Origin of the sequence: Devosia elaeis (assembly GCF_001650025.1) — a bacterium.
GTDB lineage: Bacteria > Pseudomonadota > Alphaproteobacteria > Rhizobiales > Devosiaceae > Devosia > Devosia elaeis.
In genome coordinates this window covers 77,482-91,072 of the sequence record NZ_LVVY01000071.1, presented here as the reverse complement: position 1 = coordinate 91,072, position 13,591 = coordinate 77,482, and the positions used below count along the sequence as shown (strand labels likewise).

Annotated in this window: 11 protein-coding genes; 7 read left to right on the top strand and 4 right to left on the bottom strand. The window is 66.4% G+C overall.

Annotation, left to right across the window (positions count from 1 at the left end; all coding sequences use genetic code 11):
* From A3840_RS06705 to A3840_RS06675, 7 genes are all read left to right on the top strand, one after another.
* Positions 1–1,009, top strand: a 1,009-nt coding sequence (locus A3840_RS06705) for an oligopeptide/dipeptide ABC transporter ATP-binding protein (RefSeq protein WP_205633343.1), incomplete at its 5' end; no start/stop codon positions are given.
* Positions 1,006–1,845 (top strand): ATP-binding cassette domain-containing protein, encoded by an 840-nt coding sequence (locus A3840_RS06700; RefSeq protein WP_067453785.1) that lies wholly within the window; start codon positions 1,006–1,008, stop codon positions 1,843–1,845. The genes A3840_RS06705 and A3840_RS06700, both read left to right, overlap by 4 nt.
* A 16-nt stretch (positions 1,846–1,861) precedes the next feature.
* Positions 1,862–2,584, top strand: coding sequence for a glycerophosphodiester phosphodiesterase (locus tag A3840_RS06695; protein ID WP_067453782.1), 723 nt, complete (start codon positions 1,862–1,864; stop codon positions 2,582–2,584).
* A complete protein-coding gene (locus tag A3840_RS06690; RefSeq protein WP_067453776.1) occupies positions 2,581–4,017 on the top strand; it encodes an alkaline phosphatase family protein in 1,437 nt (478 codons plus the stop codon). The genes A3840_RS06695 and A3840_RS06690 overlap by 4 nt, the downstream gene beginning before the upstream one ends.
* Positions 4,014–4,955 (top strand): ABC transporter permease, encoded by a 942-nt coding sequence (locus A3840_RS06685; RefSeq protein ID WP_067453804.1) that lies wholly within the window; start codon positions 4,014–4,016, stop codon positions 4,953–4,955. Before A3840_RS06690 ends, A3840_RS06685 begins: the two co-directional genes overlap by 4 nt.
* Positions 4,952–5,857, top strand: a complete 906-nt coding sequence (locus A3840_RS06680; RefSeq protein WP_109442290.1) for an ABC transporter permease — start codon at positions 4,952–4,954, stop codon at positions 5,855–5,857. The genes A3840_RS06685 and A3840_RS06680 overlap by 4 nt, the downstream gene beginning before the upstream one ends.
* Positions 5,854–6,639 (top strand): HAD-IIA family hydrolase, encoded by a 786-nt coding sequence (locus tag A3840_RS06675; RefSeq protein ID WP_067453775.1) that lies wholly within the window; start codon positions 5,854–5,856, stop codon positions 6,637–6,639. Before A3840_RS06680 ends, A3840_RS06675 begins: the two co-directional genes overlap by 4 nt.
* Before the next feature lie 209 nt (positions 6,640–6,848).
* Here the strand turns inward: A3840_RS06675 and A3840_RS06670 are convergent, their stop codons facing one another.
* The 4 genes from A3840_RS06670 to dnaN form a co-directional block, all read right to left on the bottom strand.
* Positions 6,849–7,931, bottom strand: coding sequence for a DUF4037 domain-containing protein (locus A3840_RS06670; protein WP_067453773.1), 1,083 nt, complete (start codon positions 7,929–7,931; stop codon positions 6,849–6,851).
* 491 nt (positions 7,932–8,422) lie between these two features.
* Positions 8,423–10,849 (bottom strand): DNA topoisomerase (ATP-hydrolyzing) subunit B, encoded by a 2,427-nt coding sequence (gene gyrB, locus A3840_RS06665; protein WP_067453770.1) that lies wholly within the window; start codon positions 10,847–10,849, stop codon positions 8,423–8,425.
* A gap of 157 nt (positions 10,850–11,006) precedes the next feature.
* Positions 11,007–12,119 (bottom strand): DNA replication/repair protein RecF, encoded by a 1,113-nt coding sequence (gene recF, locus A3840_RS06660; protein ID WP_067453767.1) that lies wholly within the window; start codon positions 12,117–12,119, stop codon positions 11,007–11,009.
* A gap of 234 nt (positions 12,120–12,353) precedes the next feature.
* Positions 12,354–13,475, bottom strand: coding sequence for a DNA polymerase III subunit beta (dnaN, locus tag A3840_RS06655; protein ID WP_067453765.1), 1,122 nt, complete (start codon positions 13,473–13,475; stop codon positions 12,354–12,356).
* Positions 13,476–13,591 lie beyond the last annotated feature (116 nt).

The following is a 13,591-nucleotide window of genomic DNA, read 5'->3' as shown; positions in this document are numbered from 1 at the left end:
GGCGGGAGGCGGCATTGTTGCCGCCTCCCCGCCGCCCCGGCACGCCGAGAACGCCGAGCCGGTGCTGCGGATCGCCGATCTGCGTGTCTCGGCCGGGCCGGTGGACCTGGTGGAGGCGGTCGATCTTTCCGTCATGCCGGGGGAAACGCTGTGCCTGGTAGGCGAAAGCGGCTGCGGGAAGAGCCTCACCTGCATGGCCGCGCTCGGCCTGCTCGATGACGGGTTGAAAGCCAGCGGTTCGGTTCGCCTGTTCGGCACCGAAACCCTTTCGGCGCCGGAGCGCGTCATCAATGCCATTCGCGGCCGCGCGGCCACGATGATCTTCCAGAACCCGATGGCGGCGCTCAACCCGGTCAAGCGGGTCGGCATCCAGATCGCCGAAGCGATCCGGGCCCATACCGATCTGCGCGGCGCGGCGGTGGAGCGGCGCGTGGTCGAGCTGCTGGACCAGGTGGGCATTCCCAAGGTGGAGCGCCACAAGCTCTACTATCCGCACCAGCTTTCCGGCGGCATGTGCCAGCGGGTGATGATCGCCATGGCCCTGGCCTGCAAGCCGAAGCTGCTGATCGCGGACGAACCGACCACGGCGCTCGACGTCACCATCCAGGCGCAAATCCTGCGGCTGTTGCGGGACCTCCAGGCCGAGCTGGGCCTTGCCATCGTCTTCGTTACTCACGACCTAGGCGTGGTGGCGGAAATCGCCGACCGCGTGGCGGTGATGTATGCCGGGCGGATCGTGGAGACCGGGCCGGTCGATACCTTGTTCGACGATCCGCGCCACCCCTATACGCGGGCACTGATGGCCTGCCGCATCGGCTTCAACCGTGAGCCCGGCACGATGCTGGAAGCGGTCAAGGGCACGGTGCCGGCCCCCTCTTCGCGTCCCGAAGGCTGCAATTTCGCGCCGCGCTGCCCGCTGGCCGATGCGCGCTGCGCCGTCGAACCGGCCTTGGCCGGGGACGGATCGCGCGCCGTGGCCTGCCACATGGCCGGAGCCCTGGCGCCATGAATGCCAGCCCGACAAAAGGCCTCGTCGCCCGCAACCTGGTGCAGACCTATGCCACCGGGCGGCGGCTGTTCGGCCCGGCCGAAACCTTCCGCGCGGTGGACGGCGCGAGCTTCGAGATCGCCGAGGGCGAGACGCTCGGCATTGTCGGCGAAAGCGGCAGCGGCAAGTCGACGCTGGGCCGCATGGTGGCCGGCATCGAGGCGCCGACCAGCGGCAGCATCTCGTTCTGGGGCGAGACCTATGCGCCTGTGGGCTCGGCCGCCTGGCGCCGGCAGCGCCGGCAGGTGCAGGTGGTGTTCCAGAACCCCGCCGCCGTGGTCGATCCGCGCTGGACCATCCATGCCCAGGTGCGCGAGGCGCTGACCACGCATGAAAATCTGTCCCGTTCGGAAGCGGACGACCGGGCGCAGGACATGCTGGCCCTGGTGGGGCTGGGCAATATGGGCCAGCGCCTGCCGCATCAGCTTTCCGGCGGGCAATTGCAGCGCGCGGTGATCGCGCGGGCGCTGGTGCTGCACCCGCGGCTGGTGATCTGCGACGAGGCGGTGAGCGCGCTCGACGTCTCGGTGCAGGCGCAGATCGTCAACCTGCTGCTGGAGCTGCGCGAGCGGCTGAAGCTGTCGCTGATGTTCATTTCCCACGACCTCTCGGTGGTCCGCCATATCAGCCATCGCGTCGGGGTGATGCATGCCGGACGGCTGCTGGAAATCGGCGATGCGCGGACGCTCTTTGCGGCGCCGCGGCACGATTATACCCGCAGATTGCTGGCGGCCATTCCCGCCGATACGCCGCGCCAGCGGCGCCAACGCGACCTCACGACCTTCGCCGGATCATGACCAGGGCTCCCACATTATGAAGATCATCGCGCATCGCGGCGACAGCGCCCATTTTCCCGAAAATACGCCGGCGAGCTGGGACGGCGCCTATGCGGCGGGCGCCTTCGCCATCGAGACCGATATCAGGCTCTCCAGCGACGGCATCTGCGTCTGCGCGCATGATCCCGATCTCGACCGGCTGTTCGGCCGGTGCGAACAGGTGAGCGCGCTGCCCTTCGCCGAGCTCATGAGCCTGGCCAATGCGCAGGGCGGGCGCATCGCCCCCGCCATCGAGGCGCTGTCCTATGCGGCGGCGGGCAAACCGGTCCTGCTCGACATCAAGGACGAGAGCGGCCCGGCGCTGGAAAGGCTGTGGCAGACGATTGCCGAGAGCGTCCCCGCCCCGCAGCGGCGCCGGATCTGGGCGGGATGCCACAGCCTCGACGCCGTGCGCTTCTTTGCCGGCACCGATGCGGTGAACATTCTCGGCTTCATCCCCTCTCCCGAGGATGCCGTGGCCTTCTGGGCGGCCGGCGCGACGATTATCCGGCTCTGGGAGCGGGACGTATCGGCGGAGCGGGTGGCCGAATTGCGCGGGCTGGGCGCGGACATCTGGGTCACCACGGGCGGCCCGGGCACGGCTTTCGCCGGCGGCGACAGCGCGGCGGCCAATCTGCGGCACCTGGCGAAAACCGGCATTGGCGGCGTGCTGGTCAACGACGTCAAGCTGGCCGTGGACATCATGGAGACGATGAAATGAACAAGGGATCGACGCTGCTGATCACCTTTGACGGGTTGCGCCGCGATCGCGCCAATGCGGACCTGATGCCGAACCTCGCGCGCTTCATGGAAGAGGGCAGCAATTTCATCAATTCCCGCTCGATCTTTCCCAGCGAAACCCGCGTCGCCGTCACCTCGACCATGACCGGCTGTCCGCCGGGCGGGCATGGCGTGGTGGCCAATCAATTCATCCATGCGGTGCGCCCCGAGGGCCTGTTCCGCACCTCCGAATGGGAAGATCTGGAGCTGGCGGCGCAGGCGGGGCAATTGCTCGACCGCGAGACCATGGGCCAGCGTCTGGCCAAAGCCGGCCGCAGCATGGCCGTGGTCAGCACCGCCACCAAGGGCGCGTCGCGGATGATGAATTCGAGCGCCCACGCTCTGGGCCAGCCGGTCTTTTCCATGCACGGCGTCCCGGTTTCGAGCCCGGACCTGCATGAGGCGGTGCTGGCCCAGCTCGGGCCCATTCCGGATGCCGGTGCCCCCAACGGGGCGCGCATGGATTACGCGACCAGCGCCCTGATCGAGGTGGTCTATCCGCGCCACCAACCCGATTTCTGCGTGTTCTGGATGAACGAGCCGGACACGAGCTCGCACCGCTTCGGCATCACCGCGCCGGAAACCGAAAGGGCGCAGCGCATCACAGACGACAATTTCGGCCGCATCCTCGACTGGTGGCGGGCCGGGAACGGGCCGGAAAACATCGTGGTCATGTCCGATCACGGCCAGATCACCGGATCGCGGCAGCTCGAGACGCTCGATATCATCCCCGCCGCCTTCGGCCGGGCCGCCATCGGCGCGTTCAGCAGCATCTATCTCGATGATCGCAGCGATGAGGGCAAGGCGCGGGTGGTGGACTGGCTGGTGCAGCAGGATTTCTGCGGCCTGGTCTTCGCCACGGCGGAGAACGGCGCGGCGATTGAAGGCGCCCTGCCCTGGGCCGCCGTGCGCAACGACCATAAGCGCGGCGCCGATGTGGGCTTCACCCTGCGCGCCAGCGACAGTTCCGAAAACTGGGGGCCCGATATCGACGCCTGCCTGTTCGCGGCCTGGATCACGCCGGGCGGCGGCATGCATGGCGGGCTCAATCGGGGTGAGCTTTCCACCGTGCTGGCGGCGCAGGGTCCGGCCTATCGCGCCGGCTTCGTGTCGGAGACGCCGTGCTGGTTGCCCGATATCGCCCCCACCATCCTCACATCCATGGGCCTGCCGCTGGACGGCACGGAAGGCCGGGCGCTGGTGGAGGCCCTGGTGGGCGAAGACCCGCGCTTCGGCGTGGCCCCGGCGGTGGAAACGCGAACATTGCAAGCCAGCCATCGCGGCCATCAACACTATCTGCGCCAATGGGTGATCGAGGGCAAAACCATCGTCGATTGCGGCTGGACCGGCGGCACGGGGGCCTGGACGCCATGAATCCCGGTTTCATTCTCAGCAAGCTGGCGCGCGGCAGCCTGACCCTGCTGCTGACCGTCAGCTTCGTGTTCATCGTGTTGCGGGCTTCGGGCGATCCGGCCCAGATCATGCTCTCGGACGAAGCCTCGCCCGCCGCCATCGCCACCTTCCGCGAACGCTGGGGGCTGGACCGGTCCTATCTCGAGCAATATCTGACCTATCTCACGGCGGTGTTGCAGGGCGATTTCGGCACCTCGTTCCGCGACGGCAGGCCGGCGCTGGACGTGGTGATGGAACGGGTGCCGGTGACGCTGCTGCTCGGCTTCACCGCGCTGCTCATCACCCTGGTGCTGGGCATTCCCTCGGGCATCATCGCGGCCCTGTTCCGGGGAAGCTGGGTGGATCGGCTGACCATGTCCTTCACCATATTGGGGCACAGCATCCCCAATTTCTTCCTCGGCATCATCCTGATCCTCGTCTTCTCGATGACGCTGCGCTGGCTGCCCAGCTCGGGCACCGGCAGTTTCTGGCACCTGTTGATGCCGGCCCTGACGCTGGGCACGGCGGCGGCGGCCACAATCGCCCGATTCACCCGCTCCTCCATGCTCGACGTGCTGCACCAGCCCTTCATGCGCACGGCCAAGGCCAAGGGCATCGCCCATGACAAGCGCATCCTGCGCCATGCCCTGCCCAATGCGGCCATTCCAGTGGTGACGGTGCTGGGCATGCGCATCGGCGGGCTGATCGGCGGCGCGGTGACCATCGAGACCGTGTTCGCCTGGCCCGGCCTGGGCATGCTGCTGGTCAATTCGGTGAACCAGCGCGACCTGGCCGTGGTGCAGGCCGTGGTGCTGCTCATCGCCTTCACCATGGTAGTGGTCAATCTCATGGTCGACCTGGCCTATGGCTGGCTCGATCCGCGCATCGAAGTGCATAACCGACGGGTTGCCAAGGCATGACCAGCACCGATCTTTCCGCAATGGCCCTGCCCGCAAGGCGCTTCGGCTGGCTCACCAGGCTCTGGAAATCCCGGCCCTCGCTGTTGATCGGGCTGTCGCTGGCCTGGCTCGCCCTGGTGGTGGCCATGGCCCTGTTCGCCGAATTCCTGGCGCCCTATGGCTATGCCGACCAGAGCCTGCTCAAGCGCCTGCAGCCGCCGGCGGCCCTGGGCGGCCTGCCCGAATATCTGCTGGGCACCGACAATCTGGGCCGCGACGTGCTGAGCCGGGTCATCTATGCCATGCGCACCAGCATTCTCATCGCCCTGATGGGCACGCTGATCGGCGCCTGCGTCGGCACGGTGCTGGGGATCGTGGCGGCGCATTTCCGCGGCTGGGTCGACGATTTCATCATGATGCTGGTGGATTTCCAGGCGGCGATCCCCTTCCTCATCGTCGCCCTGGCCGTCCTGGCCTTTTTCGGCAATAATTTCGTGCTGCTGGTGGTGCTGATCGGTCTCTTCGGCTGGGACGGCTATGCGCGTATCGCGCGGGGGCTGGTGCTCTCCACCAATGGCCAGGGCTATGCCTTTGCCATCCGCACCCTTGGCGTGCATCCCGCAAAGGTCTACATCCGCCACGTTCTTCCCAATATGATGGGCGTCATCATGGTGCAGGTCACGCTCAATTTCCCCGAAATCATCCTGCTGGAAACCTCGCTGTCCTTCCTGGGGCTGGGGGTGCAGCCGCCGGGCACGAGCCTGGGCCTGCTGCTGGGCGAGGGGCGCAATTACCTGGCCACCGCCTGGTGGATCGGCATTCCGGCCGGCGTGGTCATCTTCCTCACCACGCTCGCCATCAGCCTGGTGGGAGACTGGCTGCGCGACAGGCTCGACCCCAATCTGAAAGGCAAGCCGGCATGAATGCCTCCGCCGCGCCGAAGCGCCTCGGCTCCATCGACGAGCTGGATTTTTCCGCCGTGCTCTCCGATCTCGACGGCATCGTCTATCGCGGCGAGACCGCGGTGCCCGGCGCGGCCGAACGGTTCGGGCGCTGGCGGGAACAGGGCCTGCCCTATTGTTTCGTCACCAATAATGCCGAGAAATCGGCCGCGGAATTCGCCGACAAGATCGGCCGCCTCGGCATTGCCTGCGCGCCCGACCAGGTGGTCACCTCGGCCGATGTGGCGCTCGGGCATGTGCAGGCACATTACCCGGCCGGCACCCGGGCCTATTGCATCGGCTCGCCCGCGCTCAAGCGACGCCTGGACGAAGCCGGCTTCGTGCTGGCCGAAGAGGATGCGGAAATCGTGCTGGTGGCGCTCGACCGGCAGTTCGACTACCAGATGATGAAGACGGCCCTGCGCAATGTGCTGGGCGGGGCGGCGCTGATCGGCACCAATCCGGACCTGATCCGGCCCATTGCCGACGGTTTCGAGCCGGGCGCAGGCGCCATCGCGCAATCCATCGCCGCCGCTTCGGGCGTCGATCCGCTCTATATGGGCAAGCCGGGCCCGGCCATCATCGAGACGGCGCTGGCGCGGCTGGGCGTCGGACCGGAAGGCGCCATCATGCTCGGCGACCAGCTCGACACCGATATCCTGGCGGCCCAGCGGGCCAATGTGCGCGGCATATTCGTGGAAACCGGGGTGCCGCTGAGCCGCAAGAGCGCCGTGATCGCCGATTATCTCGTTTCGCGGCTTTAGGTGTTGGTTTTTACCGAGCGGCTCCGTCGCCCCCTCCCCCTTGAGGGGAGGGATGGGGAGGGGGGCGTCCGGTGGCCGACGATGGACCCCCACCCCCGGCCCCTCCCCTCAAGGGGGAGGGGAGCAAAAGCGCCGCCGCGTCCAGCTCATCGGGAAGCGATCCGGAGGGTGGAACAGCCTCCGGGAGGACCTCATTGCGAGGGTGAGGTTTACTGCTCGCTTCCGCCCAGCAGTGCCTCCATCATCCGCCTGGAGCCAGCAGTATCGGTCAACACCGGCGTCGCGTCGCTGACCTGGTCCAGCGAGCCGATGATGGGGAGCCCGGACAGGCGTGGGTCGGCGATGGCGCCCATGCTGGCGGCGACCAGGTCGTCGGCATTGATGGTGGCGAAGGGCCGCTCGAAATAGGGGCCGATCACCGGCTCGCATTCCCCGCCTATGCCATCGGCAATCTGGCGTTGCGCCAGAACGAGATAGGCCTCGGCCAGCGCTTCGCCGCGCGCCTGCCAGCCGGCGGCCAGCAGCGCCCGTTCGAGGAGCGGGGCGAGCGTCTTGGCCAGCGGCAGGCGCGCGAAGGCGCTGCCGAACCATTTCGGATAGGGCGCATAGCGGCGCTCCAGAAGGAAGCCCATGCGCATGACATCGCGTGCCAGGCGCGCGGCGATCACCCGGGAACCCAGATCGTCCCCCACCTGGCCGGCGCGCCCGACAAAGGCCTGTTCCTCGGCGATGCGCCGCCATTGGCAGGCGATCTTGTAGAGCCAGACATCGCGGGGGAAATAGGCCAGGGCGGCGCGGATGTCACCCAGGCGGCCATCGTCATCGTGAAACAGGGGCGCGGCGGTGAAGGCGAGCAATTTCTGCTCGGACAGGCCCAGCCAGTCCAGCGGATCGAGTGTCTCCGGCCCGGCAATGCCGAGGCCGGTTTCGAGACTGCTCTCGATGGTGTGGATTTCCAGGCCATGCGCGACATGGCCGGCGGCGCCCGCATGATCGGCCGGGGGATGGGGGCGGGACCGCCAGCCGATCGGCTCGCCGAGAAAATGCGACGGTGCGGCAACGGCAAAGGCATCCACCAGGGGCCGCGCATGCTGCGCGAAGGCCTCGGGCGAGACGAAGAGCTGCACGCGCGGGCCCCAATTGTGATCGCGCGAGGTCTCGTCATCGAAGCCGAGCAGTTCCGAGCCATAGAAGCTCAGCGCCGCCGCATGGCGCAGGTCGGGCGCAGTCTCGCTGAGCCAGGGGCGGACCACGTCGTTATAGAAGCGGCGTGAAAGCTCGATCCCCTGCATGGCGGTCCCCTCACGTCTTCGCCGACCTCATCGATGCAGCCACTTTAGAGGGTTTTGCCCATTTGCTGAAATACCCTCGTGCGTCGATTTAGATTTCGTCGTCATTGCCGGGCTGGTCCCGGCAATCCATCTTGGGGAGACAATGGACCACCGGGACAAGCCCGGTGGTGACGGCGGGGGGGCATCGACAGAGCGAAACGCTTCAGAGGGTGCTGCGGTGTCCGAAGGCGCTGAAAGTCGCAGCAGGCCCGCCTGCCATTCGAGCACAGCTCTCATGGCCTAGCCCGCTAAAATCGCTCCACTGGAGCGATTTTGCCGCATCGCGGCCCACTTGCCATTCGAGCGCAGCTCTCATGGCCTGCTCGCCTAAAATCTCTCCACCGGAGAGATTTTGCCGCTTCGCGGCCCACTTGCCATTCGAGCGCAGCTCTCATGGCCTAGCCCGCTAAAATCGCTCCACCGGAGCGATTTTGCCGCATCGCGGCCGCGGGCTAGACATCCAGATTGCTTACGTTGAGCGCATTGTCCTGGATGAAGTCGCGGCGCGGTTCGACCAGGTCGCCCATCAGCGCGGTGAAGATCTGGTCGGCTTCGTCGGTCTGGTCGATCTCGACGCGCAGCAGGGTGCGGGCATTGGGATCGAGCGTGGTTTCCCAGAGCTGTTCGGCATTCATCTCGCCCAGGCCCTTGTAGCGCTGGAGCGACACGCCCTTGCGGCCGGCATCGGTCACCGCCTTGAACAGGCTGGACGGCCCGTAGACGGGAATCGCCTCGCCCTTGCGGGTCAGGGTGGGCACGCCGCCGAACAATTCGTCCAGCCGCTCGGCCAGGGACCGCAGCTTGCGGGCATCGGCGCTTTGCAGCAGGGCGCGGTCGATCTGATGGGTCTCGGTGACGCCGCGCACCGTGCGCGAAAAGGCCAGGGCCTCGTCCTCGGTGATGGCGCCGGTCCAGCCGCGCTCCAATTCGTCGGAAATGCGGTCGAGCCGATTGGCCACGCGCGTCAGCGTCTCGGCGCTGCGGGCCGGATCGGCCATGGCATCGGCATCGAGCCCGCCGACAATGGCGGCCTGTTCCACCAGGTTGCGATTGTAGCGGGTATTGAGATTGTTGATCGCCTTGGTGATGTCGCGCGCCTGCTGGAGAATGCCCAGAAGGTCGTGGCCGGCATGCTCGGCCCCGTCGCGCGTCTTGAACACGGCGTCTTCCAGCCCACCCTGCAGCAGGTAATCCTCCAGCGCCTCCTCGTCCTTGAGATAGAGCTCGGAGCGGCCACGGGTGGCCTTATAGAGCGGCGGCTGGGCGATGTAGATATGGCCGCGCTCGATCAATTCGCGCGTCTGCCGGTAGAAGAAGGTCAAAAGCAGGGTGCGGATATGGGCGCCGTCGACGTCGGCGTCGGTCATGATGATGATCTTGTGGTAGCGCAGCTTGTCCGGATTGAATTCCTCGCGACCGATGCCGGTGCCGAGCGCGGTGATCAGCGTGCCGACCTGGTCGGAGGAGATCATGCGGTCGAAGCGGGCGCGCTCCACATTGAGGATCTTGCCGCGCAGCGGCAGCACGGCCTGGTTGGAGCGGTCGCGGCCCTGCTTGGCGGAGCCGCCGGCCGAGTCGCCCTCGACGATGAAGATTTCGGACTTGGCCGGGTCGCGTTCCTGGCAGTCCGCCAGCTTGCCGGGCAGCGAGGAGATTTCCAGCGCCCCCTTGCGGCGGGTCAGCTCGCGCGCCTTGCGGGCGGCCTCGCGGGCGGCGGCGGCTTCCACCACCTTGCCCACGATGGTCTTGGCCTCGTTGGGATGCTCCTCGAACCATTGGCCGAGCTTTTCGTTGACGATGTTCTCGACCACGGGCCGGACTTCGGAGGAGACCAGCTTGTCCTTGGTCTGGCTCGAGAATTTGGGATCGGGCACCTTGACCGAGAGCACGCAGGTCAGCCCCTCGCGGGTATCGTCGCCCGAAAGCTCGACCTTTTCCTTCTTGGCGATGCCCGAGGAGGTCGCATAGCCGGTGACCTGGCGCGTCAGCGCGCCGCGCAGGCCGGCCAGATGCGTGCCGCCATCGCGCTGGGGAATGTTATTGGTGAAGCAGAGCACGTTCTCGTGGTAGCTGTCGTTCCATTGCAGCGCCACTTCCACGGTGATCCCGTCCTTTTCCGAGCGCATGGTGATCGGCGTGTCGATCACCGGCTGCTTGGACTTGTCGAGATAGCGGACGAAGGCTTCGAGGCCGCCTTCATAGAAGAGCTCGATCTCGATCGGTTCGGGATGGCGCCGATCGGCCAAAAGGATGCGGACGCCGGAATTGAGGAAGGCCAGCTCGCGCAGGCGATGCTCCAGCGTCTTGAGGTCGAACTCCACCATGGTGAAGGTTTCGGTGGAGGGCAGGAAGGTCACCGACGTGCCCGAGCGCCCCTCATATTCGCCCACGATCTTGAGCGGCGCATCGGCGACGCCATGGGTGAAGCTCATCTCGTGGATCTTGCCGCTCTGGCGGATGGAGAGCTTGAGATAGACCGAGAGCGCGTTGACGACCGACACGCCCACGCCATGCAGACCACCGGAAACCTTATAGGAATTCTGGTCGAATTTGCCGCCAGCATGGAGCTGGGTCATGATGACCTCGGCCGCCGAGACGCCTTCTTCCTTGTGGATGCCCACCGGAATGCCGCGGCCATTGTCGGTCACCGTGCAGGAGCCATCGGCATTGAGGGTCACGGTCACGAGGTCGGCATGGCCCGCCAAGGCCTCGTCGATGGCGTTGTCCACCACCTCATAGACCATGTGATGCAGGCCCGAACCGTCGTCGGTATCCCCGATATACATGCCCGGGCGCTTGCGCACGGCATCGAGGCCTTTCAGCACCTTGATGCTGTCGGCGCCATATTCGGTGGGGATCGGGTTTTCGCTGTCGCTCATAGGGTCCGAATCAGTCGTTAAAACTCAAGTTCCGTTCTAGCGGAATGGGGTGGAAACCCCAAGGAAATTGGCCGTTTCCGGCGGCTTTAGATGGGCATAAGGGCCCCGGCTTGAAAGCGCGGCACCGGGTAAAACTGCCCCAGCGGCAGGCTGCGCCCTATTCCCGCGCCAGGCGGCCGTCGCGCACCGCGATGCGCTGCGCCCGGTCCTCCAGCGCCTCGAACAGGACCGGATCGGTGCCGGTGAGGAAACATTGGGTTTCCAGCCCATCCAGCGCCTGGAACAAGGCCTTTCTGCGGTCCGGATCGAGATGGGCCGCTATTTCGTCCAGGAGCAGGAAGGGCACGATGCCGGTCCGCAGCCGCACCAGCCGCGCATGGGCCAGGATCAGCCCGATCAGCAGCGCCTTCTGCTCGCCGGTCGAGCCCAGGGCGGCGGGCATGGCTTTTTGCGCATGGACGACCTCGAGATCGACCCGGTGTGGTCCTGATGTGGTGCGTCCGGCGGCGCGATCAAGGCCGCGCAATGCATGCCAGCGCTGCGCCAGGAGGCTCTCCAGTTCCGCCGAAGTGGCCGGCTCGGCCACATCCTCGAACAGCGGGGTCAGCGACAGCAGGGCCGCCGGGAAATTGGCGTCTTCGAGGCTCTCGGCGATCAGGGCCTGGAGCGAGACGAGACTGTCGGTGCGGTTGAGATGCACCGAGGCGCCCAATTCGGCCATCTGCGCCTCGACCGCCGAGAGCCAGCGCGCATCGCCCTCCTCCTCCAGGAGCCGGTTGCGCTGGCGCATGGCCTTTTCGAAATCGGAAACGGCAGCGGAATGGGCGGGAATGAGCGTGGTCACCAGCCGGTCGAGAAAGCGCCGCCTTTCGCCCGCCGGGCCGGAAAAGAGGCCATCCATGGCCGGGGTCAGCCAGAGCACGCGCAGATAATCGCTCATCGCCTCGATGGAGCGGGCATTGGCGCCGTTGATGCGCACGCGCCTGCCGCCATCGGGCAGCGCCCCGGTGCCGATATCGGCGGGGCCGCTATCGGTCTCCACGCTGGCGGCCACCGCCCAGTTGAGGTCGGAGCCATGGGCCTGGAGCGTATCGAAGCTGGCCCCGCGCAAGCCGCGCCCCGGCGAGAGCACGGAAACGGCCTCCAGCAGATTGGTCTTGCCCGAACCGTTCGGCCCGGTCAGCACCACATGGCGCTGGTCGAGATCGAGCGCTGCGGCGGTGTAATTGCGGAAAGCGGTGAGGCGCAGGCGGGAGATGTGGCGGATCATCGCGAAGGCCCCCTCACCCGGCCCTGCGGGCCGACCTCTCCCCCAAAGGGAGAGGTGCTGCTGCGCAGCATCGGCACGCGCCTTCACCTCTCCCTGGGGGGAGAGGTCGCCGCGAAGCGGCGGGTGAGGGGGCCTTCATGATGAGCAGGACATCCGAGCCCTGCGCGCATAGCGCTCCGGGCGTTCGGACCTTAAATCGCGCCACTGGCGCGATTTCCCCTGACGGGACGTTCCTCACACCCGCATCGGCATCAGCACGTAGAGCGCGCTGGCCTCGCCCTCTTCCTTGACCAGGGTGGGCGAATTGGCGTCGTTGAACAGGAAGACGGCGCTCTCGCTGCGGATCTGGGAAATGATGTCAAGCAGGTAGCGGGCATTGAAGCCGATCTCGAAGCCGTCGGTATCGAAATCCACCGCCACTTCCTCGCTGGCCGTGCCGTGATCGGGATTGGTGACGGAGAGTTCGAGCAACCCGTTCTGCGCCGAGAGCTTGACCGCCTTGCCGCCGCGATCGGAGGCGATGGTGGAGACGCGGTCCACGGCGATGGCGAAGCCGGCGCGGTCGACCAGCATCTGCTTGTCGTTGTTCTTGGGGGTCACCCGGTCGTAATCGGGGAAAGTGCCTTCGATGAGCTTGGACAGCAGCACCACGGTACCGACGGTGAAGCGGATCTTGGTGTCGGAAACTTCCACATGCACGTCGCCATCGACGCCATCGAGCAGTTTCTGCACTTCGCCGACGGTCTTTTTCGGCACGATGATGCCATGCATGCCCTCGGCGCCGGCGGGCGCGGCGATTTCGGCGCGGGCCATGCGGTGGCCATCGGTGGCCACGGCGCGGAACAGGCTGCCGGTGGCGGAATTCTCGACGGCGTGGAAATAGATGCCGTTGAGATAATAGCGCGTCTCCTCGTTGGAGATAGCGAATTGGGTGCGCTCGATCAGCTCGCGCAGGGACGCGGCGGCGATATCGAATTCATGCGCGAAGGCGCCGGATTTCAGATCGGGGAAGCTGTCGGGGCTGAGGCAGGCGAGGTTGAAGCGCGAGCGGCCGGAGGTGAGCACCATGTTCTCGCCGCCATCGGTCTCCAGCCGCACCTCGGCGCCGTCGGAGAGCTTGCGCACGATTTCGTAGAGCGTATGGGCCGGCACGGTGGTGGAGCCGGGGGTCGAGACCATGGCCGGCACGCTCTCGGTCACCTCGATATCGAGGTCGGTGGCGCGCAGCTCCACGCGGTCGTCGGCGGCCTTGAACAGCACATTGGCCAGGATGGGATAGGTGTTCCGGCGTTCGACCACCCGATGCACATGGCTCAGCGACTTGAGCAGATGATTGCGTTCGAGCGTGACTTTCATTTCTCACCCTATTCCTGGCACTCGATAGCCATGCCGAGAGACGACAGGCCCCCGGCGAACCGGGCTTGGACATTTACAATTCGGTGACCAAAAGGCAAGGGCGGCGGGCGGCTCGG

Excerpts from the sequence above, each read along its gene's own strand:
- gyrB (WP_067453770.1), bottom strand. The coding sequence starts at position 10,849 with ATGAGCGACAGCGAAAACCCGATCCCCACCGAATATGGCGCCGACAGC.
- A3840_RS06670 (WP_067453773.1), bottom strand. The coding sequence starts at position 7,931 with ATGCAGGGGATCGAGCTTTCACGCCGCTTCTATAACGACGTGGTCCGC.
- A3840_RS06695 (WP_067453782.1), top strand. The coding sequence starts at position 1,862 with ATGAAGATCATCGCGCATCGCGGCGACAGCGCCCATTTTCCCGAAAAT.
- recF (WP_067453767.1), bottom strand. The coding sequence starts at position 12,119 with ATGATCCGCCACATCTCCCGCCTGCGCCTCACCGCTTTCCGCAATTAC.
- A3840_RS06680 (WP_109442290.1), top strand. The coding sequence starts at position 4,952 with ATGACCAGCACCGATCTTTCCGCAATGGCCCTGCCCGCAAGGCGCTTC.
- A3840_RS06690 (WP_067453776.1), top strand. The coding sequence starts at position 2,581 with ATGAACAAGGGATCGACGCTGCTGATCACCTTTGACGGGTTGCGCCGC.
- A3840_RS06675 (WP_067453775.1), top strand. The coding sequence starts at position 5,854 with ATGAATGCCTCCGCCGCGCCGAAGCGCCTCGGCTCCATCGACGAGCTG.
- A3840_RS06685 (WP_067453804.1), top strand. The coding sequence starts at position 4,014 with ATGAATCCCGGTTTCATTCTCAGCAAGCTGGCGCGCGGCAGCCTGACC.
- A3840_RS06700 (WP_067453785.1), top strand. The coding sequence starts at position 1,006 with ATGAATGCCAGCCCGACAAAAGGCCTCGTCGCCCGCAACCTGGTGCAG.
- dnaN (WP_067453765.1), bottom strand. The coding sequence starts at position 13,475 with ATGAAAGTCACGCTCGAACGCAATCATCTGCTCAAGTCGCTGAGCCAT.